The 26,986-nt window shown below is 70.9% G+C and carries 26 protein-coding genes; 14 read left to right on the top strand and 12 right to left on the bottom strand.

Going from position 1 to position 26,986, the window contains the following annotated elements; translation table 11 throughout:
- Positions 1-33: 33 nt before the first annotated feature.
- On the top strand, positions 34-1,575 hold the full coding sequence (locus tag ACIBJH_RS21135; protein WP_399118362.1) for a PH domain-containing protein: 1,542 nt from the start codon (positions 34-36) through the stop codon (positions 1,573-1,575).
- A gap of 6 nt (positions 1,576-1,581) precedes the next feature.
- On the opposite strand, the gene ACIBJH_RS21140 is transcribed toward ACIBJH_RS21135, so the two are convergent.
- Entirely contained in the window at positions 1,582-1,920 is a 339-nt protein-coding gene (locus tag ACIBJH_RS21140) for an antibiotic biosynthesis monooxygenase family protein (RefSeq protein ID WP_399118363.1), read from the bottom strand.
- Between the two features lie 277 nt (positions 1,921-2,197).
- Between ACIBJH_RS21140 and ACIBJH_RS21145 the strand changes: the two genes are divergently transcribed.
- From ACIBJH_RS21145 to ACIBJH_RS21170, 6 genes are all read left to right on the top strand, one after another.
- Positions 2,198-3,304: a beta-ketoacyl-ACP synthase III gene (locus ACIBJH_RS21145; RefSeq protein WP_399118364.1), complete on the top strand. Its 1,107-nt coding sequence runs from the start codon at positions 2,198-2,200 to the stop codon at positions 3,302-3,304.
- A 122-nt stretch (positions 3,305-3,426) separates the two neighbouring features.
- Complete coding sequence (locus ACIBJH_RS21150; RefSeq protein WP_399118365.1) at positions 3,427-3,660, top strand: acyl carrier protein; 234 nt, start codon at positions 3,427-3,429, stop codon at positions 3,658-3,660.
- Positions 3,660-4,895, top strand: a complete 1,236-nt coding sequence (locus ACIBJH_RS21155) for a beta-ketoacyl-[acyl-carrier-protein] synthase family protein (protein ID WP_399118614.1) — start codon at positions 3,660-3,662, stop codon at positions 4,893-4,895. Before ACIBJH_RS21150 ends, ACIBJH_RS21155 begins: the two co-directional genes overlap by 1 nt.
- Before the next feature lie 51 nt (positions 4,896-4,946).
- Positions 4,947-5,942 (top strand): 3-oxoacyl-ACP synthase III family protein, encoded by a 996-nt coding sequence (locus tag ACIBJH_RS21160; RefSeq protein WP_399118366.1) that lies wholly within the window; start codon positions 4,947-4,949, stop codon positions 5,940-5,942.
- 48 nt (positions 5,943-5,990) lie between these two features.
- Positions 5,991-6,752, top strand: coding sequence for a ferredoxin (locus tag ACIBJH_RS21165; protein WP_399118367.1), 762 nt, complete (start codon positions 5,991-5,993; stop codon positions 6,750-6,752).
- Complete coding sequence (locus ACIBJH_RS21170; protein WP_399118368.1) at positions 6,749-7,942, top strand: cytochrome P450; 1,194 nt, start codon at positions 6,749-6,751, stop codon at positions 7,940-7,942. Before ACIBJH_RS21165 ends, ACIBJH_RS21170 begins: the two co-directional genes overlap by 4 nt.
- A gap of 2 nt (positions 7,943-7,944) precedes the next feature.
- Here ACIBJH_RS21170 and ACIBJH_RS21175 read toward each other — a convergent pair whose 3' ends face one another.
- The 3 genes from ACIBJH_RS21175 to ACIBJH_RS21185 form a co-directional block, all read right to left on the bottom strand.
- The gene (locus ACIBJH_RS21175; protein WP_399118369.1) at positions 7,945-9,555 is read right to left on the bottom strand and encodes a GMC oxidoreductase; all 1,611 of its coding nucleotides are present in this window, start codon (positions 9,553-9,555) and stop codon (positions 7,945-7,947) included.
- Positions 9,556-9,730: 175 nt separating this feature from the next.
- Positions 9,731-11,062 carry a lipase family protein gene (locus ACIBJH_RS21180; protein WP_399118370.1) on the bottom strand — a complete coding sequence of 444 codons (1,332 nt, stop codon included), beginning with the start codon at positions 11,060-11,062 and terminating at the stop codon, positions 9,731-9,733.
- 170 nt (positions 11,063-11,232) lie between these two features.
- Positions 11,233-11,952, bottom strand: coding sequence for an alpha/beta fold hydrolase (locus ACIBJH_RS21185; protein ID WP_399118371.1), 720 nt, complete (start codon positions 11,950-11,952; stop codon positions 11,233-11,235).
- 69 nt (positions 11,953-12,021) lie between these two features.
- Between ACIBJH_RS21185 and ACIBJH_RS21190 the strand changes: the two genes are divergently transcribed.
- The 3 genes from ACIBJH_RS21190 to ACIBJH_RS21200 are packed head-to-tail and all read left to right on the top strand — an operon-like array spanning position 12,022 to position 13,380.
- The gene (locus ACIBJH_RS21190; RefSeq protein ID WP_399118372.1) at positions 12,022-12,630 is read left to right on the top strand and encodes a TetR/AcrR family transcriptional regulator; all 609 of its coding nucleotides are present in this window, start codon (positions 12,022-12,024) and stop codon (positions 12,628-12,630) included.
- Between the two features lie 49 nt (positions 12,631-12,679).
- Positions 12,680-12,940 (top strand): CopG family transcriptional regulator, encoded by a 261-nt coding sequence (locus ACIBJH_RS21195; RefSeq protein ID WP_399118615.1) that lies wholly within the window; start codon positions 12,680-12,682, stop codon positions 12,938-12,940.
- Positions 12,937-13,380 (top strand): type II toxin-antitoxin system VapC family toxin, encoded by a 444-nt coding sequence (locus ACIBJH_RS21200; protein ID WP_399118374.1) that lies wholly within the window; start codon positions 12,937-12,939, stop codon positions 13,378-13,380. Before ACIBJH_RS21195 ends, ACIBJH_RS21200 begins: the two co-directional genes overlap by 4 nt.
- Positions 13,381-13,445: 65 nt before the next feature.
- Here the strand turns inward: ACIBJH_RS21200 and ACIBJH_RS21205 are convergent, their stop codons facing one another.
- The 8 genes from ACIBJH_RS21205 to ACIBJH_RS21240 form a co-directional block, all read right to left on the bottom strand.
- Entirely contained in the window at positions 13,446-13,895 is a 450-nt protein-coding gene (locus ACIBJH_RS21205) for a DUF5959 family protein (protein ID WP_399118376.1), read from the bottom strand.
- The gene (locus ACIBJH_RS21210) at positions 13,892-14,470 is read right to left on the bottom strand and encodes a hypothetical protein (protein ID WP_399118377.1); all 579 of its coding nucleotides are present in this window, start codon (positions 14,468-14,470) and stop codon (positions 13,892-13,894) included. Before ACIBJH_RS21210 ends, ACIBJH_RS21205 begins: the two co-directional genes overlap by 4 nt.
- An 84-nt stretch (positions 14,471-14,554) precedes the next feature.
- Positions 14,555-15,637, bottom strand: a complete 1,083-nt coding sequence (locus tag ACIBJH_RS21215) for a lactonase family protein (RefSeq protein WP_399118378.1) — start codon at positions 15,635-15,637, stop codon at positions 14,555-14,557.
- Positions 15,638-15,651: 14 nt separating this feature from the next.
- Entirely contained in the window at positions 15,652-16,626 is a 975-nt protein-coding gene (locus ACIBJH_RS21220) for a sugar kinase (RefSeq protein WP_399118380.1), read from the bottom strand.
- Entirely contained in the window at positions 16,623-17,309 is a 687-nt protein-coding gene (locus ACIBJH_RS21225) for a bifunctional 4-hydroxy-2-oxoglutarate aldolase/2-dehydro-3-deoxy-phosphogluconate aldolase (RefSeq protein WP_399118381.1), read from the bottom strand. The genes ACIBJH_RS21220 and ACIBJH_RS21225 overlap by 4 nt, the downstream gene beginning before the upstream one ends.
- On the bottom strand, positions 17,306-18,223 hold the full coding sequence (locus ACIBJH_RS21230) for a carbohydrate ABC transporter permease (protein WP_399118382.1): 918 nt from the start codon (positions 18,221-18,223) through the stop codon (positions 17,306-17,308). Before ACIBJH_RS21230 ends, ACIBJH_RS21225 begins: the two co-directional genes overlap by 4 nt.
- 53 nt (positions 18,224-18,276) lie before the next feature.
- Positions 18,277-19,149: a carbohydrate ABC transporter permease gene (locus ACIBJH_RS21235; protein WP_399118383.1), complete on the bottom strand. Its 873-nt coding sequence runs from the start codon at positions 19,147-19,149 to the stop codon at positions 18,277-18,279.
- Between the two features lie 159 nt (positions 19,150-19,308).
- Complete coding sequence (locus tag ACIBJH_RS21240; protein ID WP_399118384.1) at positions 19,309-20,577, bottom strand: ABC transporter substrate-binding protein; 1,269 nt, start codon at positions 20,575-20,577, stop codon at positions 19,309-19,311.
- A gap of 310 nt (positions 20,578-20,887) precedes the next feature.
- On the opposite strand from ACIBJH_RS21240, the gene ACIBJH_RS21245 reads away from it, so the two are divergent.
- The 4 genes from ACIBJH_RS21245 (at position 20,888) to ACIBJH_RS21260 (ending at position 26,909) form a co-directional block, all read left to right on the top strand.
- Positions 20,888-21,928: a LacI family DNA-binding transcriptional regulator gene (locus tag ACIBJH_RS21245; protein ID WP_399118385.1), complete on the top strand. Its 1,041-nt coding sequence runs from the start codon at positions 20,888-20,890 to the stop codon at positions 21,926-21,928.
- A 222-nt stretch (positions 21,929-22,150) separates the two neighbouring features.
- Entirely contained in the window at positions 22,151-22,939 is a 789-nt protein-coding gene (locus ACIBJH_RS21250) for an SDR family NAD(P)-dependent oxidoreductase (protein ID WP_399118386.1), read from the top strand.
- 69 nt (positions 22,940-23,008) lie between these two features.
- Positions 23,009-24,154 (top strand): galactonate dehydratase, encoded by a 1,146-nt coding sequence (dgoD, locus tag ACIBJH_RS21255; protein WP_399118387.1) that lies wholly within the window; start codon positions 23,009-23,011, stop codon positions 24,152-24,154.
- Positions 24,155-24,449: 295 nt separating this feature from the next.
- Complete coding sequence (locus ACIBJH_RS21260) at positions 24,450-26,909, top strand: carbohydrate-binding protein (protein ID WP_399118388.1); 2,460 nt, start codon at positions 24,450-24,452, stop codon at positions 26,907-26,909.
- The last annotated feature ends 77 nt before the right edge of the window (positions 26,910-26,986 follow it).

A 26,986-nucleotide genomic window follows, 5' to 3' on the forward strand; every position in this document is an offset into this window, starting at 1 on the left:
GCTTGCCGTGCGGGCGGTGCCAGAGTGTCGGGTATGACCGGTGACCCTGACGTGGTGATCTGCCGTGTGCCCGCCGCTCGTGGCCTGTGGTCCGGGGTCGGACTCGGGACGGCGGGGGTCGTCGTGGCCGCGCTGGGCACGGTGTACGGGGGCCCGGACGTACTGTGGCTGACCGGCGGCGGGTCGCTCGTGTTCCTCGGTCTCGTGTCGCTGTACCTGGTCACCGCCCGGGTGAGCGCCGACGCGTACGGACTGCGGTCCCGGACGCTGCTGCGCAACTGGGGCGTGCCGTGGCACGAGGTCGCCGAGCTGCGGGTACGGCTGAGCCGCGGCAACAGCGCGTGGGGCGGCGGGCGGAGTCGTCGCGTCAGCGTGCTGCTGCGGGACGGGCACAGCGTCACGCTGCTCCTGCCGGCCGCCGGTGCCACTCAACTCGCGGAGTTCGACGCGCAGTTGGCCGAACTCCGTGCGCTGCACCAGCGCTACGGAGTCGATGTCCCGGAGTCGGTGACCGTCCCCGTCATCTCCGACCGCACCGCCGGGCGCGGCTGGGCGGGGGCGGCGGTCGTCTGGTGCGCGTTGCTGCTGGTGGGCGCGGGTGTGGCCGCTGCGTTCGTGTCGGACACCGCGGCCGACCAGCGGGCTTGGCGCGCGGCCGTCCCGTGCACCGCCGCGACCCCGGCCGCGGACCGCCGGGAGTGTCTGACCTACACCTCGGCCGTCATCGCGCGGACCGATCCCAACCGGCCCAGGAAGAGCAGTTGGCTGTACTTCGCCGACGACCGGCCGTTCGCGCGCCTTGAGGTCCCGGTCGAGGCCGCCGACGGTTTCCGCGCGGGTGACAAGGTCCAACTGACCTTCTGGCGCGGCGAGGTGAGGGTCGTCACCGGCTCGCGGTACGTCTGGCACCGGCACGTCCCGAACGCCGGCACCCTGGCCGCCATGTCGGCCCTCGCCGCCCTCGCCGCGGGCTACCCGGGCGCGCTGACCGTGCAGCGGGTGCGCGGGCGGCGGCTGCCCGACGACGAAGTCCTGCCCTCCGCCCTGCCGTTCGGGTTCGCCCTCGCCGGTACGGCCCTGTGGCTGGTGCCGCTGTGTTACCTGCACCCGACGACGCTGCTCGCCTCACCCATCACGATCGGCTGGCCGGCGGCGGGCACGCTCGGCTCGGCCGCGCTGCTGACCTGGGCCTGGCGCGAGACCCGGGTCCGCCCTGCCGATGAGGCCGAACGGGCCGTAGAACTCGGCGAGTTGGACGGGGAGGTGTTCGTGTCCGCACGCTTCCTCGAACACACCGACTACAACCCGCACGGCTTCGGCACGCATATCGCCCTCGGCGACGGGCCGCCCGCGGTGACCCCGGGGCCGGGCCGGTTCGCGGCCCGCCGGATCCCGGTGGAGCGGCTCACCGTCAGCGCCGTACGGCGGGTTCGTGGCGGCGACGGCGACACCGTCCCAGGCGACTGGCACATCGCCGAACTCGACGACGGGGGCCGCCCGGTGCGTCTCGCGGCGGCACCGGACGACCTGACCCGCGTCCTCCACGAGCTGATGGCGGTGCGGGAGGCGCGGTAGTCCGCCTCAGTCCTGCTTGGGGCCCGCCTGCTGGACCACCTCGAAGGTCCACAGCGTGGCGTCCGTCGCGGCCGGCTTCGGGCGCTCGGCCGGTGCGGAGCCCTCCTGGGGTGCGCCCCGGTGGGCGGACTGGCCCATGCCGGACATCCAGTTCTGGAAGTCCTCCTCGGCGCGCCAGCGGGTGTAGACGAGGTAGGTGTCGGTGCCCTCGACGGGCCGGAGCAGCTCGAACCACTCGAAGCCGTCCGAACCGTCCACCGTCCCGGCGCGGTTCGCGAACCGCTTCTCCAGCGTCTCGCGCTGCTCTTCGGGGACGGTGAGTACGTTGATCTTGACGATGCTCATGGGCCCATTGTCCCAGCGCCGTCACCCGACCCGGTGAACTGGCGTGTCCTCCGGGGCGGTTGTGTGCCGAACGGCGTCACCGGCCGTCCTCTTTCGGGTGATCCGTGGACGGCATAACGGGCGTAACGTTTCCTCACTTCGGCCGCTGAGCTGCGTTTTTGCTGGTGGGGAGGGCATTTTGGCTTGCGTGTTCGAGCCGTGTCACGTTCCCGGCCCGATCTTGATCCGATCTACAGTCGTGCTCGCTCGTCCAAGATCACTTACGAACGAGGCGTGTGTGACCCACCGACTGCCCAGCGCAGCCCCCCTCTTGACGCCGTCGCGGACGGCCGTGCTTGAGGGCATCGCCGGTTTCGTCCCCCCGGAGGCGGTGGCGAACGACGCTCTGCCCGCCGCGTGGGGTGTCGACGACGCCTGGGTGCGCAGACGCACCGGCATCGGCGAACGGCGGCGCGCGGCACCGGGAGTGACCACCGGCGACCTCGCGCTGGAGGCGGCCGGCCGGGCACTCTCGGCCGCCGACCGGTCGCCGGTGGATGGTGGTCGACCGCTGGTCGACGCCGTCATCGTCGCCACCTCCACCCCCGACCGGCCGATGCCCGCCATGGCACCCCGACTGGCCACCCGCCTCGGCCTCGGCGGAGTCGCCGCCTGGGACGTGTCCGCCGCGTGCAGCGGATTCGTCTACGGCCTCGCCGCCGCCGTCGGCGCCCTGACCTCGGGGTGTGCCGACCGGGTCCTGCTGGTCGCGGCCGAGGTGTACTCGACGCTCCTCGATCCGCTGGACCGCTCCGCCGGAATCCTGTTCGGTGACGGCGCCGGGGCGGCCGTACTGCGGCGCGGCGCATCGGACGAGCCGGGCGCGGTGCTGGCCCTCGACCTCGGCAGCGACGGCTCGGGCGAGGGCCTGATCCAGGTGCCGGGCGGTGGCGCGCTGGAACGCTCCCGCCCGGGTGAATTCGGCCCGGACGACCGCTACTTCCGCATGCGGGGACACGACGTGTTCCAGCATGCGGTGACCCGTATGACGCAGTCCGCCCACACCGTGCTCAAGCGCGCGGACTGGGCGGCCGAGGACATCGACCGGTTCTGCGCCCACCAGGCCAACGCCCGGATCCTGTCCGCCGTGGGCGCCCGCGTCCCCGTGTCCGACGACCGGCATGTCACCAACATCGCCCGGGTCGGCAACACCGGCGCCGCCTCGATTCCGCTGGCCCTCGCCGACGCCGCCGCTCGGGGTGAACTCCACGCCGGGCAACGGGTGTTGCTCACCGCCTTCGGCGCCGGGCTCACCTGGGGCTCGGCGGCCCTGGTCTGGCCGGAGCTGCCGGCCGTGCCCGGGATCGACGGTGCCGACCCGGCCGTGCCGATGCCGGCCGTCTGAGACCTCGCCCGTCCGCGGGCGGCCCCGCTGTCACCCGTCCGCCGGTGCTTGCTGTCCGCGTACCGCGAAACAGGTCAAGTGCCCCGATCGCGCCGCTCCGTTCACCCGTCGAAAGGAACGCCATGTCCCCCGTGCAGACCGCCGTGACCGCCGTACTCACCCAGAAGTTCGAGGTCAGCCCCGAGTACATCCGCCCGGACGCCACCCTGGAGAGCCTCGACCTCGACTCCCTCGCGCTGGCCGAACTCGCCCTGGCGCTCCAGGAGGCGCTGGGGGTCCCGGTCGCGGAGGAGGAGGCCGCCCGGCACAGCACCGTGGGTGAGCTGGTGGCCACGCTGAACGCCAAGCGGGCGTGATGAAAGCACCCTGCGCACCCGTCTCCGTCACCGGCCTGGGGCTCATCACCCCGGCCGGGGTCGGCCGCGCGGCGACCTGGGAGGGGGTCCTCAGCGGTCGTTCCACCGCCGCGACCGACCCCGAACTCAAGGGCTGCGCCGTCGACTTGTCCTGCCGTATCCCGCTCATGACCCCGGAACAGGCCCGGATCGGCGGCGGCAAGGCCTGGCGCATGGGCCGCTTCAGCCAGCTGGCCGTGCTCGCGGCGCGGGAGGCGGTCGCCGACGCCGGGCTCGACCCCGCCGGGTGGGACGGCGCCCGGGTCGCCGTGGTCATCGGCTCCGGTCTTGCCGGGGCCGCCCACCTGGAGGACCAGACCGTCCGCCACCACCAGGGCGGCCCGGAACTGGTGTCGCCCGCCCTCGTGCCCATGCTGATCTCCAACATGGCCGCCGGAGAGGTCCTGTTGGACCTCGGCGCCCACGGTCCCTCCCTCGCGACCGAGAGCGCCTGCGCCTCCGGAGCCAGTGCCCTGGCCACGGCCCGCGCGCTGCTGCTCGCCGGGCTGTGCGACATCGCGGTGGCGGGCGGCGCGGAGGCGGCCGTCACCCCGGTGATCACCTCCGGCTTCCAGCGGATGGGCGCGCTGTCGTCCCGTGTCGGTGAACCCGGCGCCGCCTCACGGCCGTTCGCGGCGGACCGGGACGGGTTCGTGATCGCCGAGGGGGCCGCCGTCCTCGTCCTGGAACGGGAGGCGGACGCCCGTGCCCGTGGACAGCGGCGCTACGCCCGGCTAGCCGGCGTCGGCCAGACCTCCGACGCGTTCCATCCGACCGCCCCCGCACCGGGGGGAGTTCACGCCGAGGCCGCGCTGCGGGCCGCGCTCGCGGAGGCGGGGATCGGTCCCGGAGACGTCGACCACGTCAACGCGCACGGCACCTCGACCCCGCTCAACGACCTGACCGAGGCCGAGTTGATCGAGCGGGTGCTGCCGCACCGGCCAAGTGTCACCGCCGCCAAGGGAGTTCTCGGGCACGGTCTCGGTGCGTCCGGCGCGGTCGAGGCCGCGCTCACCGCCCTCACCGTGCACCGCTCCACCGTCCCGCCGATCGCCAACCTCACCCCGGACAACCTCCCCTACGACCTGGACTGCGTGACCGGCCTCCCCCGCCGACAGCGCGTCCGGGCCGCCGTCAGCAACTCCTTCGGGTTCGGCGGGCACAACGTCGTGCTGCTTTTCACCGGCGAGCACTGAGGGCCGAGGGCCGGGGGCTGAGGACTGACGGACCTGACACAGGAAGGATCAATGACCGTTCACAGCACGATCGTTCACGCCACCGTCCACATCCCCGAGGGGCGGCAGAGCGTGGCCGCGGTGGAGGACCGCTTCCGGGCGGGCAGCCCCGCCGTGCCGCTGGCGCGCGGGGTGCTCCAGCGCATGTACGGGCTGGCCGAGCGCACCGTGGCCGACGACCTGGAGCAGCCCTCCGACCTCGCCGCGCACGCGGCCCGGCGCCTCTTCGACGACACCGGCACCGACCCGGCCGGCATCGACCTGCTCCTCTACGCCGGCATCCTCGCCGACATGGAGGAGCCTGCCACCGCCCATGTGGTCGCCGACAAACTCGGCCTGGGCTGCCCGGTGTTCGACCTGAAGAACGCCTGCAACGGAGTCCTCAACGCGCTGGAGGTGGCCGACGCGTTCATCCGGGGCGGCCGGTACCGCCGGGTGCTGGTGACCTCCGCCGAGGTCAGCACCCGGGAGAGCCGCTGGCAGGTGGACGACCCGGCCGACCTGCCGACCGCGCTGCCCAGCCTCAGCACCGGCGACATGGGCTCGGCGCTGCTGGTCGAGGCGGGCGAACGGCCCGGCATCCTCGGCTCCCGGTTCTTCGCCAACTCCTGGGGCTGGCGGGCGGCCACCCTGCCCAACCCGTACGCGCAGCACCGCAGGCTCGGCCATCTCCGCATCGACTCCGCCCAGTTGGTGGGCTCCTTCGATGGACTGCCGGGCAAAGTGCGGGGCGCGCTGGGGGAGTTGGGCCTCTCGGGCGACGACCTGGACCTCGTCTGTGTGCACCAGCCCTCGGTGCCGTTCACCAAGGTCGTCTGCGACTGGGTGGGCGTCGACCCGGGCCGCGTCCTGGCCACCTTTCCCACCCACGGCAACGTCGCGACCAACACCATCCCTCTCCAACTGGCCGCCGCCCTCGACGCCGGACGACTTCGACGCGGCGACCTGGTCGGCATGTTCGGCTTCGCGAGCGGGGCCAGCGCGGGAGTGGTCGTCGCCCGCTGGTGAACCACGCCGACTCCCCGGTCCACGGCATCGTACGAAGGTGAAAGCACCATGACCACGACTCGCACCCCCCGCATCCCTCCCCTCCCGCCCGCCGAATGGCCCCCGGTCCTGCGGTCGTTGCTCGCCGACTCCCACCGGGACGGCCCCGGCCGGGAGAACCTGTTCGGCACCCTCGCCCACCACCCCGTCCTGGCCCACGCCTGGCTCTCCCTCGCCCGCGTCCTCACCCACGAGGGCACCCTCGGCCACCGCCGACGCGAGCTGATCGTCCTGCGCGTCGCCCACCGGCTCGACGCGCCCTACGTCCACCGGCGGCACCGCACCCCGGCCGCGGACGCCGGGCTGACGGACACGGAGATCGACGCGACGGCGGCCGACCTGGACACCCGTGCCTGGGCGGGCGAGGATCGCGCCCTCCTGGAGGCGGCCGACCTGCTAGCCGTCAACTCACCTGTTCCTGACGGACTTTGGAGCCGCCTCGCCCGATTCCTCAGCCCCGGGCAACTCGTCGAGCTGCTGGTCCTGGCGGGCCAGACCGCCACCATGTGCGCCACGCTCAACACCCTCCGCACCCCCTCCGACCAGCAGCCCGCTCTCGTCGTGCTCCTGGACCGGGAACGCTGTTGCAGCGCGGGGCAGTGCGTCGGCGCGGCTCCCGAGGTGTTCGAGCAGGACGAGGAGGACGGCCGGGTCGCCCTGCTCGTCGCGGACCCGGACGGGCGGTACGCCGACGAGGTGCGGTTCGCCGCCGACCTGTGCCCCAGTGGCGCCATCACGCTGGTCGACGACGAGGAGCCGGCCCTCCCATGACGACCGTCACCGCCACCAACCTCCCCGCTCCCTACGGCAGTTGCCCCTTCTCCCCGCCGCCCGCCTACACCGCCGCCGCCCGCGAGGCCGCCGTCACCCGGGCCGTGCTGCCGGACGGCACCGCGTGCTGGCTGGTCACCGGCTACGACGAGGTCCGGGCCGTGCTGGCGGACGCCCGCTTCAGCGCCGACGCGCGCACACCGGGCTTCCCCTTCCTCTCCGCCGGGCAGCGTGAACTGGCCACCGCCAAGCCGAGTTTCATCCGCATGGACGACCCCGAGCACGCCCGGCTGCGCCGGATGGTCAGCAAGGACTTCCTGGTCAAGCGGATCGAGGAACTGCGCCCGGGCATCCAGGACATCGTCGACCGGGCCGTGGACCGCATGACCGAGGGCCGCACCTCGGCCGACCTGGTGGCGGACTTCGCGCTGCCGATCCCCTCGCTGGTCATCTGCCTGATGCTCGGGGTGCCGTACGAGGACCATGAGCTGTTCCAGTCGCTCAGCCGGACCCTGCTCGACAACCGCACCACCCGGCCGGAGGCGGAGCGGGCGCACGCCGAACTCATGGGCTATCTCGCGGAGTTGGCGGCCCGGAAGCGGAGTCGCCCCGCCGACGACATCCTCAGCCGGCTCGCCGCCCGCGAGGACCTGACCGACCAGGAGACGGCGTCACTCGGCTTCCTCCTGCTGGTCACCGGGCACGAGTCCACCGCGAACATGACGGCCGTCAGCGTGCTCGCGCTGCTCCGACGCCCGGACCAGCTGGGCCTGTTGCGCGCCGACCCGGGCCTGGTCCGAGGTGCCGTGGAGGAGCTGCTGCGCCACCTCACGATCATCCACCTGGGCCTGGGGCGGGCGGCGACGGAGACCGTGCGGGTGGGCGGGGTGACGATCCCGGCCGGGGACGGAGTGATCTGCATGCTCTCCACGGCCAACCGGGACCGCCAACTCTTCGGTGAGACCGATGACTTGGACCTCACCCGGGACGCGCGCCGCCATGTCGCCTTCGGCTACGGCATCCACCAGTGCCTGGGGCAGACCCTGGCCCGCGTGGAACTGCAGACCGTCCTCACGACCCTGTTCCGCCGCCTGCCGGGCCTGCGCCTCGCCGTCCCCGCCGACCAACTCACGTACAACCAGGACAACATCGTGTACGGGCTGCGCGCGCTCCCGGTGACCTGGGCCTGAGGTCAGAACACCCGGCCCAGGTCCTGCTGCACGATCGTCCGCATGCTGTGCTCGGCGAGCGCGGCGATCGTCATGGACGGGTTGCAGGCGCCGGTGGAGCCCGGGATGCGGGCGCCGTCCAGGACGTAGAGGCCCTTGTGTCCGAGGACGCGGCCGGCGAGGTCGACGGCGTCGCCCATCGGGACACCGCCCAACGAGTGCCAGGTGGACGGGGCTTGGGCATTGGTGTCGATCATGATGCCGCCGCCCGCCGTGGCGATGTCCTGCATCTTGGCCGCGATCAGTGCCTGGAGTTCGGCGTCGGCGTCGGCGGGCCAGGTGAGGTGGGCGTCGTCGGTGTCGGCGTCGTAGGCCCAGGTGCCCGCGCCGTCGACGATGCCGAAGCCGACGACGGTGAGGGCCGTGACGCCCGGCTGCTGGATGGGTGATCCGGCGTGGACGACGGTGAGCGGGATGCTGCTGTCGGGGTCGCGTCCGCCGACGCAGGCGGGGCCGCCCTGCTGGGTGCCCGCGTCGCCGGACGGGTTGATCCAGGCCCAGATCCGGTCGCCGTTGTTGCCCCACTTGGTGCCGATGGCGTCGGGCAGGTCCGGAACCAGGCCCTTGGCACGGGACTTGACCAGCAGGCGGGTGGTGCCGGGCGAGCCGGCGTTGAGGAACACGGCGTCCGCGGTGATCCGGATCTTCTCCTGGACCGCGCCGCCGGTGTCGATGCGGTCGACGGACAGCACCCACTTCTTGTTCGCGTCCATCGCGAGGTCGCGCACGACGTGCAGCGGCGCCACCTGCACCAGGCCGGTGGACTCCGCCTGGGCGAGATAGGTGACGTCGATGGAGTGCTTGCCGCCGTTGTCGACGCCGAACGCGATGTCGCTGGTGGTGTACGTCGGGTCGTACAGCCCCGCCAACTCGCCGCGGACGTAGGCCCAGTCGATGGGCAGCGGCACCTTGAACGGGGTCAGGCCCGCTCTCGGTGCGACGTCCTGGAAGAGGCGGGAGGACTTGTAGGGGTCGGAGGCGAGGACGTCGTAGGGGATGGTGGAGATGCCCAGCATCCGCGAAACCGTGGGGTAGGCCCAGAGGTTGAGGTCGTCGTAGAGGGCGGCGGCCTCGGGGATGGAGGTGGCGAAGTCCGCCTTCGTGGGCTGCAGGGTCATGCCGTGGTACATGATCGAGCCGCCGCCGACCGCCGCTCCGCACATCGCGGTCATGCCGTCTCCTACGACGGCTTCGAGCACGCCCGTGTACGGCGTCCAGGTCTTGTCGACGCCGCCGACGATGGCGTGGTCGGTGAGCCAGGCGGAGCGGTTGTCCATGTTCGCGAAGCGGCAGAACGTGGTCGAGTTGGGGCCGGTCCGCCAGCGCAGTCCGCGCTCCAGGACCAGGGTGGAGACCCCGGCCTGGGCCAGCCGTAACGCGGTGACGCCACCGCCGAAACCGGTGCCGACGACGACGGCCCGTTCGCGAAGTTCCGTGACAGCGGCGGGGGTTGAGGCCGCGGCGGCGCGGGTCTGGCCGGCGCCTGTCAGGGCGACCGCGCCGAGTGCGGTGGCGCCGAGCAGACCGCGGCGGCTGAGGGTGGGGGTGGGGCGGGGGGAGGTGTGCTCGGGCATGGGGGGACTCCGGCAAGCCGTAGGGGAGTGCGGGTCGCCGGGAGCCTAGCGTGAATGAGCATGACACTGTCAACAGACGGAAACGTAATTCTCGTATGGGGGAGTCGAGTTACCGGCGGGGGCCGTGCGTCGCGTCTGCCCGGACCCCGCCGGCGAGGACTCTGTGCCTCCGGTCTCAGAGCTGTACGGGCATGGTCCAGCAGTTGGAGGTGGCCGGCCGGCCGGCGAGGCGGTCGGTGAGCCAGGAGATGGCGTCGCCCTGGTCGGTGAGCAGGGGTGCGAAGTGGTTGACGAGCGCGCTGCCGACGCTGGGCAGGACGACGGCCTTGTACGTGACGTCGGCGCCCTTCGCGCACCAGTCGACGGCGAGTTGGCGGGCCTGGGCGTGCGGGACGAGGTTGTCGCTGACGCCGGTCGCGAGACGGACGGGCCCCGACGGTTTCAGCGTGCCGATGCGCTGTTCGTCGACGAAGGCCTGGAACGCGGGAGTTGCCGCGATGATGCTGCTGAGGGACTGGCCGTCCGTGGTCCAACTGGTGCTCTTCGTATAGGCGTAGCCCAGCAGCGCGTCGCCCACGCACATGGTCGACAGATCGGTGAGCGCGGCCTTCCCGGCGTCGTTGAGGTGTGCCTCGGCGAGGGGCTTCAGCTCCGGGTCGGACTGGAGGAACCCATTGAGCGACCAGCCCAGCGCACCGGCGAGTTCGCTGCCGTCGATGGCCTTGGTGACCGCGGTCAGGTCGGCGGGCGGGGCTCCCGCGTAGGTTCCGGAGAGGGTGACGTCGGGGGCGTAGGAGGACTGGAGTTCGGCGGCCGCCGCGGTCGCCCCGCCGCCCTGGCTGTAGCCGTAGAGCCCGACCGGTGAGGCGGCGGTGACCGAGGTTCCGGCGAGCGAACGGGCGGCGCGTACGGCGTCCAGCACCGCGTGCGCCTCGTCGATCCGGTTGACGTAGGTGTGCAGCCGGTCCGTGGCACCGAGGCCCACATAGTCGGTGACGACGACGGCGACGCCCTCGGCGAGCAGGCGGTAGATCGACAGATCCTCGTAACCGACCGAAACCGTCTGGCTGTTGAAGACGAGGGGATGCTCCAGGCCCATCGACGCGGAGCACTGGTCGCCCTGTCCCACGGTGCCGGGGGCGACCGCGACGAGGGGGCGCGGGCCGCTGCCGGACCAGTCGGCGGAGGGTTCGATGTAGGCGCCGGTGACGGCGACGGGCTGCCCGCCCGAGTCGGTGGACTTGTACATCAGCCGGGTCGCGGTGCCCGGGAGCGGGCCGTCGAGGCCGGGCAGGCTCAGGGCGAGGGGGAGGGGCTCGCTGCGGACGAGGGCGCCGTTCGCGGCGGGCAGGGTGGCGGGCGGGTTGTAGAACGCGGGGATCGTGACACCTCTGGACACGACCTCGTCCGAGGCGGTGGCGGCGGTGGCGGTGACCAGGGCCTGGGCCCCGAGACAGGCGACGACGGTGAACGCGGCGCCGAGCAGGCGCCGTTGGCGTGCGGGCATGGCGAACCTCCTGTGGAGCGGCCGTCAGGAAGCGGCGGCACGGTGGCGCACACACGCGTCCCACGTGTGTGCGCCGGCGCCGCCGGAAAGTGGTTCGCCTGGAACTTACCTGCGGGTAAGTTACTCGTGATACCTGTCGGTAGGTTACGTTTCGGTAATGTGACTGACCGTCAAGTCGCGGCGATCAGTTCGAGACGGTCGGCGACGGCTTGCGGTTCGCTGACCATCAGGTCGTGGCCGGTGTCGATGTCCCACAACCGCCCGGCCGCACGCGCCGGTTCGAGGTCCGCCGGATCGCGGAAGGGCAGGGTCGACGTACAGACGATCTGCGACTGCGGCAGCGCGCGCACCGCCGCCTCGTCCTTCAGCCGCAACGGCTGCTCGAAGCACTTCCACGGATGGGGCGTGATCTTCGGCGCCAGCCAGGCGATGTCGTCCGGATCGGTCAACCCGTAGTGGGGCATGGGCCCTTCACCCGGAAAGTTCACCAGCTCCACGCCGTCGACGACCCTCCCCATCGCCCGGGAGGCGGCCATCAACTCCGGTGCCACATCGGCGAGGGACTGCCCGTTCGCCGGCGTGGCCGCGTCCAGATAGACGAGATGACCGACACGGTCGAGGGCGCGGTCGGCGGCACCGGTGATCACCATCCCGCCATAGCTGTGCCCGACGAGAACGGCGTCGAACAACCCCTCGTAGCGCAGAAGTTGGGTGACGTCGGTGATGTGGGTGTCCAGATCGACACCGGGCCCGAGCAGATGCGCCCGCTCGCCGAGTCCGGTCAGTGTCGGGGCGTACACCTCATGACCGTCCGCGCGCAGGATCCGCGCGACGCGCTGATAACACCATCCACCGTGACTGCCGCCGTGCACGAGAACGTACGTAGCCATGCGGGGTCTCCTGTCTTATCCAACAACTGCCGGATAACCATCAGGTGTTGGAGAGAATACTGTTGCCGCATGCCAGCGCAACCCCCTGAACGCCACGGCCTCCCCGACCCCCGCGTCCGCCGCTCCCGCGCCGCCCTCGAAGTCGCCCTGCGCGAACTGGTCACCGAACGGGACCTGCGCCAGATATCCGTCGCCGACCTCACCAAGCGGGCCGGCGTCAACCGCTCGACGTTCTACGAGCACTACGCCGACGTCCACGACCTGGCGGTCGCCGCATGCACCGCGACGTACGACGAGTTGGTGGCCACGGAGCCCATCCCGCGCAGCCAACTCGCCCCGGACGGCAGCCCGTTGCCCAACCCTCTCCCCGCCCTCTTCACCCACGTCGCCGCCCACGCCCCCCTCTACCGCGCCCTCCTCTGCGACGAGGGCAGCGCCCGCATGATCAACCACCTCCTCCACCGCATCACCCTCGCGGCCCGCACCAGCCGGGGGCTGCCGGTGGAGACCGACACCACGGACCCGGTCTCCGCATTCCTGGCGGGCGCGATCCTGGGCACGGTCATGGACTGGCTGCGGCGGGACTGCGCGGGGTCGGCGGAAGAGGTCGGGGCGGCGGTCTGGCCTTGTGCGGTGGCTTGTGCGGAGGTGCTGTCGGGGGTGGACGGACGTGGGTGACCACCTCCATGCCCATACATCAATCTGGTACATGAACTACTCTCGGTACATATCCATGAAGCGCACCAACGTCTACGCCGATCCAGAGGACCTGGCGATCATCAAGGAGGCCGCCGCGCGGCGCGGGGTGAGCGAGGCGGAGATCATCCGCCAGGGGATCCATCTCGCGGCCATGGCGAACCGGGTCTGGGACGAGCCGTTGTTCTCGCGCACCTTCGAAGGGCCGGGCCGTACGCTGCCCAAGACGGAGGTCCGTGACACGGTCGCGGACGCGGTCCGCCGCGAGACGGACGCCGGAAACGCCGCGTGATCATCGTCGTCGCGGACACCTCCGGTCTGCTGGCGGCCCTCGACTCGACGCACCCGGAACACGGAACGGCCAACGAGGCCATCATGGCCGCGGGCCTGCTCGTCATGTCCCCGCTTCTGCTCGCGGAGTTCGACCATGTCGCCACGCGGGAACTCGGCCGCGAGGCGGCCCTCAGCGCGGTCGACCACATCCGCCGCTGGATGCGGCGCGGCCGGGTCGTCGTTCCGGAGATCACGGAGGACCACCTGGCCGCCGCGCGGTCGGTCCGTCTCCGCTACCGCGACTTGGACCTCGACCTCGCCGGCGCGGTGAACGTGGCACTGGCCGCCGACTACGACACCGACGCGATCCTCACCCTCGACCGCCGCGACTTCCGTGCGGTACGTCCGCTGGGCAGCCAGAAGGCGTTCCGCGTACTGCCGGACGACCTGCCGCTTTGACGTGAGGTTCCGCGGGTGAGGGGTCCCGTATCCTTCGGTGCTTGATCACCCGGGCGTCCGTCGCCCTACTCCGACAGCATCGGAACCCAGTGGTCCATCACCTCGCGCAGCCGCCGGCGGTGATCGGCGATCCAGTCGTCGGGCGGGACGATCGGGACCCGCACGGTGACCATGGAACCGGACTCGTCCTCCACGACCACCTCCGGGCAGTCGCGTTCGCCGGTGAGGTGGATCCGGATCGACGGCCCCCTGCTCATCTCCATCCACGCCACGTCCTCACCGGCGTCGAGCCGGTCCAGCGCGGCGGCCCAGGCCTCCAGCTTCGCCAGGTACAGCACCAGGTCGGTACGGCCGGACACGAAGGGTGTCCTGACGACGATCTCGGCGTCGAGCCCGGGCGCCCAACTGGAGTCGTGTCCCAGCACGTTGACCGCGACGCTGTTCCCCTCGTCGTCGGCGAGGGAGATGAGTTCCCTCGGCGGGCTGTCGCCCATGGTCGCCACGTCACGTCTCACGTCTCGGGAACCCATTCCACGGGTGGAGGCATGCGGCTGTAGTGGGGTCCCCTGATGCCGTACTGGGCGAGGTGCAGGATCTCGCCGCCGACCGCGAGTTCCGCAGGCGGCGGGTTGGGGACGCGGATCTGCGGGTGGCGCCGGCCGTCGATGACGATCCTCTCCCGGAGGTCGTTCCGGCCGTCCGCCCAGCTCTGGGCCCGCTCGCGAGTCCACGGGTCCTGGAGGGTCCGCGGGGCGGCCGGGTCGTGGCGGCGGCCGTTGAGGCTGCGGACGAGACCTTCGCTGTAGACACCCTTGACCCGGAAGTTCTCCAAGTCGTCAGCGTGCACGACCATGTTGACGTACCGGCGGCCGTTGCCCCGGTGCCGTCCGACCGCGCGCCAGCGGCCCGGGCCGGGGTCCCAGATCGTGGGCGGGATCCACAGCAGGGCGCCCACCGGGAAGTGTTTCGTGCCGTGCTGGATGTCGAGACCGTCCTCGCCGTGCGTGGTCTCCCGCGACACGTTGGCCACCAGGCACCAGCCCAGCAGCCCTTCGGGCGTCTCTTCGTCGGTGGCTTCCGTGTCTGTCACACCGAGAATTCTCAGGCACGGGACGGGACGTGAACCAGCTGTTTTCGGCTGAGCCGACCGGAGCACGCCGTCGCGCCGCTGCGCTCACACCACAAGCCCGCACACCACCGACCCCACCCTCACCACAACCCCCGTCTCCCCCAACGTCCCGTCCCCCGACACCCGCAACACCGCCACCGTTCCGCTGTGTTGATTCGCCACCAGCAGCTGCCCGGGCGCCGAAGTCAGCCCCCGGGGCCAACTCCCCCCGCTCGGGACCTCGCCGAGGGGTTCGAGGGCCGTGCCCGTGATGCGGAACGCCGCGACCGTGTCCGCGCCCCGGTTGGTGACCCAGGCGTAGCGGCCGCAGGCGGACGTGACGATGCCGCCGGGCTGGTTGGGGATGTCCGCCACGGCCGTCGCCGGCACCCGGGACAGTTCGTGCAGGGTGCCCGTCTCGGCGGCGTAGTGGTGACACGTCACCGTGGAGGAGAGTTCGTCGGCGCTGAGGACCAGGTCGCCGGCCGGGGTGAACGCGAGGTGGCGGGGGCCCGAGCCCGGGCGGAGTTGCGAGGCCGCCACGGGCTTCAACTTGCCGGTGACGACGTCGAGTTGGTACGTGAACACCGTGTCCGCGCCCAGGTCCGTCGCCAGGACGTAGCGGCCCGCCGGGTCGACGAGGACCTGGTGGGCGTGGGTGCCCTCCTGGCGGCCGGTCACCGGGCCCGAACCCTTGTGTTCGACCACGTCCGTGAGGTCCGAGAGCCGGCCGTTCGCGTCCAGGCGGTGGACGGCCACCGTGCCGGGCAGCGTGTCCGTGCCGTAGTTGGCGGTGAGGAGGAAGCCGCCGCTCGGGTGGACCGTCAGGTGGCACGGGTTCGCGCCTCCGCTGGTCACGGGTGCTCCCAGTGGAGTGGGCGCCGCGCCCTCCCGCAGGGCGAACGCGCTCACCGCACCCGGCGTCGACTCGTGCGTCGTGTAGACGACGGGGAGGGTCGGGTGCGCGGCCAGGAAGGAGGCGCCGCTCGCCGCCACCGCGTCCACCACGCTCAGACCACCGTCCTGAGGGGTGAGCCGCAGCGCGGTCAGGCCGACGCCCTCACCACCCGTGTCGGCTGTGTACGAACCCGTCAGGACGTCAACGTGCCCTGCGATACCGGTACTTGTACTTGCACTTGTACTTGTCATTGAGCGTTCAGTCCTCAGCGGAGTACGTCGTCGTGGTGGTCCAGCAGCGGGAGTTCGCCCCGGCGTGGCAGGCCCTCCCAGTCGCCCTCCGTGCCGACCGCGAACGCGCCGACCCGGGCGGCCGTGTCGAGCCGGACCGCTGCCGGTGCGCCGGCGAGCAGCTCGGCCAAGTAGCCCGCCACGAAGGCGTCACCGGCCCCCACCGAGTCGTACACCCGGGCGGGGAGGGCGAGTTGGCGGTGCGGGCGGCCGTCGAGGAGTGCGAAGGCTCCCTCCGCGCCCAGCTTGATCACGGCACCCGACGGGCCCAACTGGCAGATTCCCTTGGCCAGTTCCTCGGGTTCGTGGCGGTCCGGCACCGCGAGGCCCGCCTCGTGCGGGCCCGCGAACACCAGGTCGCTGTCGTGGAGGAGAGGCAGTACGGCCTGCCTCGCCTCGTCCTCGTTCCACAGCAGGGAACGGAAGTTGATGTCGAGGGACACCAACACCCCTGCCTCGCGGGCGATGTCGACCGCCCGGCGGACCGCTCGCGCCGGACCCTCCCCCAACGCCGGTGTGATGCCGGTGATGTGGAGGACCGCCGCCCCCGCCACGACGTCCTCCGGGATGTCCTCGGGGGCCAGGCGGACGCCCGCCGTCGCCGTCCGGTAGTAGCGCATCCGGTGGTGCGTGCTGGTGCGTCTCTCCTTGAGGAGAAGGGACGTCGGGGCCGCATCGCGTACGGCCACGGCAGTCACCCCTTCCGCCCGCAGCTCGCGCAGCACCAGCTCGCCCAGCTCGTCCTCGCTGACGCGGCCGATCCAAGTGGCCTTTCCGCCCAGGCGACTTACGCCGATCGCCACGTTGGACTCGGCGCCGGCGACGCCGAGGCGCAGGGTGGTGCCCAGGGTGAGCGGGCCGGGACCGGCGGCGGACAGGACGCCCAGGGTCTCGCCCACGGTGACGAGGTAGGGCTCGTCGTTCTCGACAACAGGCTTACGGGTGTTCACAGATGGTTCTTCTCCTCGGGCCCGGTGCCGGGCCTGACCGTCTCCAGCAGTGCGCGGGCCCGGGCCGTGAGGGCGTCCAGCGCCTCGGGGGTGGGGTCCCGGTCGGCGTCGCGCAGGAGCGGGGAGCCGACGCCGACGGCGAGTGCGCCCGCCGCCATGTACTGCCCGGCCGCTTCGAGGTCGACGCCGCCGACCGCCATGAGCGGTATGTGCGGGAGCGGGGCCCGGAGTTGGCGCAGATGGGTGGGGCCGCCGGTGCAGGCCGGGAAGAGTTTCACGGCCGCCGCGCCGGCCCGCCAGGCGGTGGTGACCTCGGTCGCCGTCCACGCTCCCGGGTAGAAGGGGACGTCCTGGTCGGCCGCGTCGTGGATGACGTCCGGCTCGACGTTCGGGGAGACCAGGAACTCGGCGCCCGCCGCCAGCGCGTCCCGGGTGTCGGCCGTGGTGAGGACCGTACCGGCGCCGACCGAGACCCCGGCGCCGAGTTCGTCCTTGATCCGGGCGATCGCGTCGAGCGCCCCGGCGGTGGTGAGGGTGACCTCCAGGCAGGTGACCCCGCCGGCCGCGAGGGCACGGGCCGCGGCCGGCAGCGCGGAGGCGTCGGCCGACCTGAGGATGGCCATCACCCGGGTACCGACCAACTGGGGTGTGAGCAGGGGCCGTAGAAACTGATGGTCCGTCATTTGACCGCTCCCGCCGACATTCCGGCGACCATCTGGCGCTGGAAGAAGATGAAGATGACCAGGAGGGGCAGCACACCCAGCAGCGCGGCCGGGAACAGGGTGGTCGGCTGGACGGTGTGCGGGTCGATGAAGGAGTACGCGTTCACCATGACGGTGCGCTTGCCCGGGTCCTGGAGGAATACGAGGGGGACCAGCAGGTCGTTCCAGATCTGGAGCGAGATGAAGGTCAACAGGGTGCTGGTGACCGGGCGGAGGAGAGGCAGGATGACGACGAAGAAGGTGCGCAGCGCGCCGCAGCCGTCGAGGGCCGCCGCCTCCTCCAGGTCGGCCGGGATCTGGCGGATGAAGCTGGTGTAGAAGAACACGGCGAGCGGCAGGTTGATCGCGGTGTAGATGAGGACGACGCCCGCGTAGGTGTCCAGCAGGTTCAGGTCGCGCATCAGCAGGTACAGCGGGGCGACCACGACGAACACGGGGATCGACGTGCCGAGGATGAAGAGGCGGTACACCGCCGTCGACCAGCCGGCCGTGATGCGGGCCAGCGGGTAGCCCGCGAGCGCGCCGAGCACGGTGATGAGGACGCACGAAAGCCCGGTGATCAGAAGGGTGTTGAGGGTGCTGGTGCCGTAGTGGATCTGGCTGAAGGCGTGCGTGAAGTTCTTCAGGGTGAAGGAGTGCGGGATGCCCAGCGGGGAGCGCGCCACGTCCGCCGCCGTGCGCAGCGAGGTGACGATCGTGAAGACGAACGGCAGGACGAAGAGGACCGTGCCGAGGGTGAGCGCGGTGGTGCCGAGGCCGGTGGCCAGTCTGCGCGGGGTCCATGGGGCGGCGGCGCGGGGCTGGGACGCGTCAGGCTTCCCGGCGGGGCGGCCGACTTCCGCCGCGGAGACCGCAGTTGAGGGGGGTGAGGTCATGGGGTGATCCGTCCGATTCCAACGATTGCGCACTTGAGGGCGTCCGTACGTCGTCACACGCGCCGTTCGCGCAGTCTGAGCAGGGAGTTGGTCGCGCTGGACAGGACGACCACGGTCACCAGGAGCAGTACGGCGATGGCGACGCCGTAGGCGAACTTCCCGCCGCCGAAGATGTTCCGGTACACGAGCAGGGTCAGGGTGTCGGTGGCGCCGGCCGGGCCGCCGTTGGTCAGGACGAGCGGGAACTCGAAGACCTTCAGCGAACCGATCAGGCTGAGCGTCACGTTGACGGTGAGCGCGGGCGCCAGCAGTGGCCACTCGATGCTGCGGAAGCGGCGCCAGCCGGACGCGCCGTCCAGGGCGGCGGCTTCGAGGAGTTCGGTCGGCATGCTCATATAGCTGGCGAGGAAGATCGCGCACGAGTAGCCGGTGAACATCCAGATGTTGACGGTCGCGACCGAGTACAGCGCGGTGGACGGGTCGCCGAGCCAGACGTGCTTGAGGCCGCCGAGACCGACCCCGTCGAGCAGGGCGTTGAGGCCGCCGTTCGGCGCGAAGAGGTACGACCAGATGAACGCGGCCATCAGCGGCGAGATCAGCGTTGGCGTCAACAGGACGACGTTCAGGGCCTTTCGGACCCTCGGGCGGCGGAACAGCATCGACGCGAAGAGCAGCCCGAGGCCGTTCTGCACGACGACGACCACCAGGGCGTAGAGGACCGTGTGCCACAGGGCCGCGGAGATCTGCGGGTCGTCCGCCATCGCCTTGTACTGGTCCGTGCCGACGAAGTGGGAGATCGGGCCGCCGACGCTGTCGGTCAGGCTCAAGTAGACGCCCTTGAACAGCGGATACAGGATGAAGAGCGCGTACACGGCGATCGCGGGGAGCAGGAAGGCGGCCATGGTGGCACGCCGTCGGTGGAACACGGGGGATCAACCTCCTTGGCCGTCAGGCCCCTTGGGGGGAGTGGGTGGGACGGGGTGGGTGACGGGGGTGGGTGGGCCGGCCGGTTCGATCAGCCGAGTGGTCTGGTCACCCGGCCGGTGTTCGGCTGACCGGACAGCCCAACTACCCCACCGATACGGCTACTTGGCCGACGCCGCCGTCTGGATGTCCTTCAGCGTCTTCGCCGCGTCGGACTGGCCCAGCAGGAACGACTGGATCTTGGAGCCGGTGTCGGTCTCCGCCTGGGTGCCGTACCAGGTGTTGGAGGGCAGCACCCGGTAACGGCCCTCGTTGAAGGCGGTGTTGAAGATGGTCGTCTCCGTCGAGTCGGGCGTGGTGCCACCGGTGAACGGGGACTCGGCGTGCTCGGCGTCCAGGTACTTCGCCAGGTTCGCGCTCTGCGACCAGAACTTGACGTACTCCTTCGCCGCGTCCGCGTGCTGCGACTGGGAGTTGACGCCCCAGGCCGTGCCGGAGAACAGCATCGCGTTCGGCTTGGTGCCGGCCGCGCCGCCCGGCCAGGGGGCGAACGACACCGGGAAACCGGCCTTCTTGATGTTGGAGACCTGCCAGGCGCCCTGGTACCAGAAGGCGCTCTTGCCCGCGCTGAAGTCCTGCGGACCCTGGGACCACTCGTCGACGCCCAGCTCGTTCTTCCAGTTCACGAAGCCCTTGTCACCCAGGGTCTTGAGCTGGTCGAGCGGCTCCTTCCAGTCCGAGCCGAACGACGCCTTGCCGGCCAGGAAGTCCGCGTCCCACTGCTTGTTCTTCTGGTAGACGGTCGTCGAGCCGCTCGCCTGGAAGATCGAGCTGCCGGTCCAACCCGCCTTGTCCGGCAGGGAGATGGGCGTGATCCCGGCCTTCTTGAGCTTGGCGAGGTCGGCGAGGAACGTCGGCCAGTCGGCGGGGACCTCGGTGATCCCGGCCTTCTTCAGCAGGTCCATGTTGGCGTACAGCCCGATGCCGATCAGCTCCATCGGCATGGCCAGCGTCTTGCCGCTGCTCTGCGTGAACGGCTTCGCGGCCGAGGATATGGAGCTGACCCACGACTCGTTCGAGAGGTCCGCGAGGTAGCCGGAGGCGCCCCACTTCTTCATCTTGTCGGCGTCGACCATGATGACGTCCCCGGCCTTGCCGCCCAGCAGCTCGGGCTGCAGCTTCTGCGTGTAGGTCGGGTCCGCGGTGGTGTACTTGAAGTCGATCTTGATCTTCGGATGCGCCGCCTCGAACGCCTTGTTGATCTCGGCGATGTTCGCCGGCTCCGCGCCGCCGCCCTTCCACGCCTCCACGTGGAGCGTGACCGTCCCGTCCGCCGAGGTCGAGTCGGAGCCGCCGCCACAGGCGGCGAGCGACGTCGCCAGGGCGGCGACCGTGGTGGCGACCGCGAGCAGTCTCCCGGAGCGCTTCATTGCACACCTCACCCATCATCGGCGCATGCCGATTTCGTCGTGCTTGCAGGGATTTACTACAGAGAGTCACGAATCCTCGACGGACGCCGAGTCCCATCGGCTGTGCGAGGACCGTCTGATATGCCGTTCCTGAATGGATATATCACTGAAATCCATCTAGGGAAACCGGTTGACCAACGACTTCGGCGAACGCTAGGTTGCGGCGCCAGAAGGTGTCAAGAGGTCAAACGCAACACCGCATGCCGAACGCCACACCCCAGGCGAATCCGGCAGTCAAGGATGATTCGGTCGGCGGTCAGGGAGGATTCGGGTGACTGAACAGCCCGTACGGGCAAGGCTGGTGGACGTCGCACGGGAGGCGGGAGTCTCCAAGGCGACGGTGTCCAAGGTGCTCAACGGACGGCAGGACCTGTCCGTCCGGCCCGAGACCCGACAGCGCATCCACGAGGTCGCCGCCGCCCTGGGCTACCGCCCGCACTCCGGGGCCCGCGCCCTCGCCGGGGCCAGCACCCACGCCCTGGCCCTGCTGGTGCCGGCCCTCAACAACCCGACATACGTGACGATTTCGCGCGGCGCCTACCAACGCGCCCGTGAACTGGGCTATCTCTCCCTGCTCGCCGAGGACTTCGACGGCCAGGAGGCCGACGACACCTTCAACGACCTGGTCAAGGAGGGCCGCGTGGACGGCCTCCTGATCGCCTCCGCCCGCCCCCACCACCCCCTACTGGAGACCCTGAGCCGCAACCCGGTTCCGCACGTCTTCCTCAACCGCGCCGTCAAGGGCTCGGGCCGCAACGTCACGATGGACGTGGCACGTTCGAGCGTCACCGCCCTGGACCACCTGCACGGACTCGGTCACCGGGTGATCGGCCACATCGCCGGCCCCTCGGGGATCACCCCCAGTGAGGACCGCAGGGACGCGTTCCTACGGCACTCCGCCGCACTGGGACTGCTCGCGGCACCGGTCGCCTCCGGCGACTTCACCGAGGAGGGCGGCGCGGCGGCCGCCGGCGAACTCCTCACCCCCGTCGAGGGCCGGCCCCAGGTCACCGCGCTGTACACCAGCTCGCTGGCCCAGGCGATCGGGGCGATGCGGGCCATCCACGAGCGTGGCCTGCGCATCCCCGAGGACATCTCCCTGGTCGGCAACGACGACCTTCCCGTCGCCGGTTACCTCACCCCGCCGCTCACCACGGTCGCGATGCCCCTGCACGAACTGGGGACGGCGGCGGTGGACGCGCTGGTCGCGGAGATCCGGGGGGAGTCGCCGGGGGATGTGGTGGTGCCGACCGAGCCGCGGTTGGTGTTGCGGGGGTCCACGGCGAGGCCGGGGGCCGGTGGGGTGGCGTGACCCGTAGGACCCGTAGGACCCGTACGACCTGGCTGCGCGAGCACGAGCCGACCCGTACGACCCGTAGTACCCGTACGACCCGCAGTACCAGTAGCACCCGTAGGACCTGTACGACCTGATCGCACGGGTCGGCCCGAGCCGTAGGCCGACCCGGAAGGGCACCCCCGTAGGACGGACGTAGGACGGATGACCGGACGGGCCGGTCACGCCGAGAGGAACACCATGAGCCGCACCACCCCCGAGAACCACCCCGACCGTCACGCCTCTCGTTTCACCGGCCGCACGGCCCTCCTCACCGCCGCCGCCTCCGGCATCGGCGCCGCCACCGCGCGCCGCCTCGCCGAGGAAGGCGCGTCCGTGCTGGTCACCGACGTGGACGCGGCCGGGGCCGAGAACGTGGCCGAAGAGGTCCGCGCCAAGGGCGGCCAGGCCCGTCACCTGGGGCTGGACGTCACGAACCCCGAGGCGTGGCCGGAGGCGATCCGGACCGCCCAGGAGTGGACCGGCCGTCTCGACCTGCTGCACCTCAACGCCGGCCGCAACCTCCCCGGTGCCGTCCACGAACTCGACGACGACTCCTGGCACGACCACCTCCGCCTCGCCCTCGACTCCGTCTTCTACGGCGTCCGGGCCGCCGTTCCGCTGCTCTCGGCGGCCGGTGGCGCGGTGGTCGTCACGGGCTCCGTGCACGCGGTGCTCGGCTTCAGCGGCTTCCCCGCGTACGCGGCCGCCAAGGGTGGAGTGAGCGCGCTGGTACGGCAGTTGGCGGTCGAGTACGCGGGCCGGATCAGGTTCAACGCGGTCGTGCCGGGTGCGGTGGACACCGGCCTGTGGACCGACGCGCCGGACGAGTACCGGGCCCAGACGGCCGCCCGCACTCCGGTGGGCCGGATCGGCGAACCCGAGGACATCGCCGCCGCCGTCGCCTTCCTCGGCTCCGACGACGCGTCGTTCATCACCGGCCAGAACCTGGTCGTGGACGGCGGGCGCAGCATCAGCTCGCAGGAGTAGGACCTCTCCGTCACCCGTGAACCCCCCTCCCCGTACCCGTACTACCCGTAGGACCCGGAGGTCCGCAGCATGAAAATCACCGGATACGAGCTGTTCCTCGTCGAACCGCGCTGGCTCTTTCTGCGCGTCGACACCGACGAGGGCATATCCGGCTGGGGCGAGCCCATCGTGGAGGGCAAGGCCCACACCACGGCCAAGGCGGTCGAGGAGATGTTCGACTACCTGACCGGCCAGGACCCCGCCCGTATCGAAGAGCACTGGCAGATGCTCGCCAAGGGCGGCTTCTACCGCGGCGGCCCGGTCCTCAGCAGCGCACTCGCCGGCATCGACCAGGCCCTGTGGGACATCGCGGGCAAGACCCACGGCGTCCCCGTGCACCAGCTCCTCGGCGGTCACGTCCGCGACCGCGTCCGCATCTACGGCTGGCTCTACGGCGAGAGCCCCGAGGAACTAGCCGAGTCGGCGGCGGGCCAGGTCGCCAAGGGCCTGACGGCCGTGAAGATGAACCCCTGCGCGCAGCTCGAACCGCTCGCGACCCCCGCGGCGATCGACGCGATCGTGGCCCGGGTGGCCGCCGTACGGGAGGCGATCGGCCCGGACCGTGACGTGGCGCTGGACTTCCACGGCCGCTTCAGCGGAGCGATGTCGCGGCGCGTACTGCCGTACCTGGAACCGCTGTTGCCGATGTTCGTCGAGGAACCGGTCCTCCCGGAGTTCACCCGCGACCTCGGCGACGTCGTCCGCGCCACCTCCATCCCGATCGCGACCGGTGAACGCCTCTTCTCCCGCTGGGACTTCAGGGAGGTCCTCGGCGCGGGCATCGCGGTGGCCCAGCCCGACATCAGCCACGCGGGCGGCATCTCGGAGACCCGCCGTATCGCCGCGATGGCCGAGGCCTACGACGTGCTCGTGGCCCCGCACTGCCCACTGGGCCCCATCGCGCTCGCCGCGAGCCTCCAACTCGACTTCGCCGTACCGAACTTCCTCATCCAGGAACAGTCCCTGGGCATCGGGTACGGCGACAGCAGCGGGCTGCTCGGATATCTGGCGGACGCGTCGCCGTTCGAGGTACAGGACGGCTACATCCACCGTCTGACGGCCCCCGGCCTCGGTATCACCGTCGACGAGGACAAGGTGCGTGCCGCCGCCGAACGGGGCCATCGGTGGCGCAACCCGGTGTGGCGGAATGCGGACGGTTCGCTGGCGTCCTGGTAGCGACGGCAGTGGATTGACCGCGGGCCGGTGGGGGCTGGTCGCGCAGTTCCCCGCGCCCCCAGGTAGGTAGGTCCACTGGTCCGGCCTGAAGGGGCGCGGGGCTGTATTCGACATGCGGCTACCGCCGCGTGGGCGCGACCAGCCACAACGCACCGGCACTCGCGAACGGTCCCGCACCCCTGTTTTTCTGCCCCCATAGACCCCGGACGGGCCCGCGGCAACGGACCCGCCCGGTTTTTCCGGAGGACACTCACTCTCACCAAGGAGCGTCGCAATGAAGCGTCGCAGATCAACCATGAGTACGGCCAGTCGAACAACCCGAGTACTGACCCTTCTGGCCACCCTGGCCGGCGCCCTGCTCGTCCCGGCCACCGCCGCGCACGCCGCCGGCACGGCCTACTACGTCGACTGCTCGGCATCCACCAACGGCACCGGCACCAGCGCCAGCCCCTGGAACTCGGTGACTTCCGTCAACGGCACGACATTTGCCGCGGGCGACAGCATTCTCTTCAAGGCCGGGACGACCTGCACCGGCCAGCTCACCCCCGGCGGTTCGGGCGCCTCCGGCAGCAACATCTCGATGGCGTCGTACGGTTCGGGCGCGAAGCCGATCATCGACGCGGCGGGCGCGACGGGCGCGGTCATCCACCTCCTCAACCAGCAGTACTGGGACATCGGCGGCCTGGAGCTGATCGACAACGCCTCGTCGCCCGCCTACCGTTCGGGCGTCCTGGCGGAGAACAGCTCCGGCGGCGTCCTGAACCACATCCGCGTGCACGACATGTACATCCACAACATCGCGGGCTACGGCGGCGGTTGGTACTCGACGAACGCGGGCGTCGGCGTCCAGACCGACCACACCACCCCCGTCTCCACGTGGAACGACGTGGTCGTGGAGAACAACACCTTCGACCACGTGGACCGCATAGCGGTGGCGGTGACGCCGGACGCGGACGGCCAGGGCACCGGCCTGACGACCGGCACGGTCATCCGCAACAACACGATGACGTACGACGGCGCGGACGACATCCTGGTCGTCAAGAACGACGGCGCCCTGATCGACGGCAACAAGGCGGGCTACGGCGGCGCGAAGTCGACCTGCCCGCCCTCCGGCCAGTACTGCAACGGCGCCTCGGCCGGCATCTGGATGTCCGGCAGCAGCAACACCGTCGTCCAGAACAACGAGGTCTACTGCGCCGTCAACGGCGCCGACGGCACCGGCTTCGACGTGGACTGGGGCAACCACAACACCACGTTCCAGTACAACTACAGCCACCAGAACCTCGGCGGCTTCCTCCTGGTGATGCCCCCGTTCACCATCGCCAACGAGCCCACGTCGACGGTCCCCAGCGACGGCACGGTGGTCCGCTACAACATCAGCGAGAACGACGGCAGCAACTCCGGCTGCCCGACGTCGGGCACCCAGACCCACGGCGGCGGAGTCCTGCACTTCGTGGGCGGAGTCCCGAACCAGAGCGGCAGTTCGTCAGCGATCCCGCTCTTCTACAACAACACGTTCTCGGTCAGGGACGGCCTGAGCACCCCGATCCTGTACTCCCGCGCGGGCACCTCGATCAGTGGCGCGCTGTCCTTCAAGAACAACGCGGTCTTCAACTACGGCTCCGGCAACTACTTCACCACCACCGGCACTTCGACCTACTCCAACAACCTCTTCTACGGCAACCACCCGTCCCGCGAGCCCGCGGACGCGGCCAAGGTGACGTCGGACCCGGAGTTCCGCAACGCGGGCAACACCAACACGTCCTCGTCGTACACGGGCAAGAACGCCTACCAGGTCCACCCGTCGTCCCCGGTGATCAGGGCGGGCGCGGTCATCGCGTCCAACGGCGGCTTCGACGCGTACGGCAACGCGGTGTCGGCCACGGCCGCCCCCAACATCGGCGCGTACAACGGCACCGGCGGCAACCTGCTGTCCAACGCGGGCTTCGAGACGGGCAGTCTGTCACCGTGGACGCAGGCGAGCGGCACGGCGTCCTCGGTGACGGCGGCCAACTCCCGTACGGGAGCTGACGCGTTGACGACGGCGGCGAGCGGCAGCGGCGCTAACCAGGCGCTGACGGGCCTGACGCCGTCGACGACGTACCTGCTGACGGGCTGGGGCAAGGTGGCCACGGCCGGCGAGACGCTGGCGATCGGCGTCAAGAACTTCGGCGGCACGGAGACCTACACGAACGTCGCGTCGACGACGTACTCACAGGCGGCGATCCTCTTCACCACGGGTGCGTCGACGACGACGGCCACGGTCTACTGCTGGAAGAACTCCGGTGGAACGGGGGCGGGTTACTGCGACGACCTGGCGGTCGAGCCCCTGTCCTCCTCCACCAACACGGTCACGAACCCGGGCTTCGAGACGGGCGCGCTGACCCCGTGGACCCAGAGCGCGGGCACGGCGTCGAGCGTGGTCGCGTCCAACGCCCGTACCGGCACGTACTCGCTCCAGACCGGGGTGAGCGCGAGCGGCGCGATCCAGACGGTCACCGGCCTTACCTCCGGCGGGAGTTACCTGCTGGCGGCATGGGCGAAGGTGGGCACGGCCGGCGAGGAGGTCGCGGTCGGCGTGAAGAGCTTCGGCGGCACGGAGACGTACCTGCGGGCGTCGACGACGACGTACACTCAGCAACCGATCTTCTTCACGACGGGCGTCTCCAACACGGCGGCGTCGGTGTACTGCTACAAGAACTCCGGTTCTGCGGCCGGGTATTGCGACGACTACACGGTGGTGAAGCTGCCGTAGGAGGCCTGAGCGACGCGCATCCCCCGGGTCACGGACCCGGGGGATGCGCGTTGTCGGACCCGTTGCCAGTGCCTGCG

The sequence above is a fragment of the Streptomyces sp. NPDC050548 genome (assembly GCF_044457385.1).
Taxonomy (GTDB): domain Bacteria; phylum Actinomycetota; class Actinomycetes; order Streptomycetales; family Streptomycetaceae; genus Streptomyces.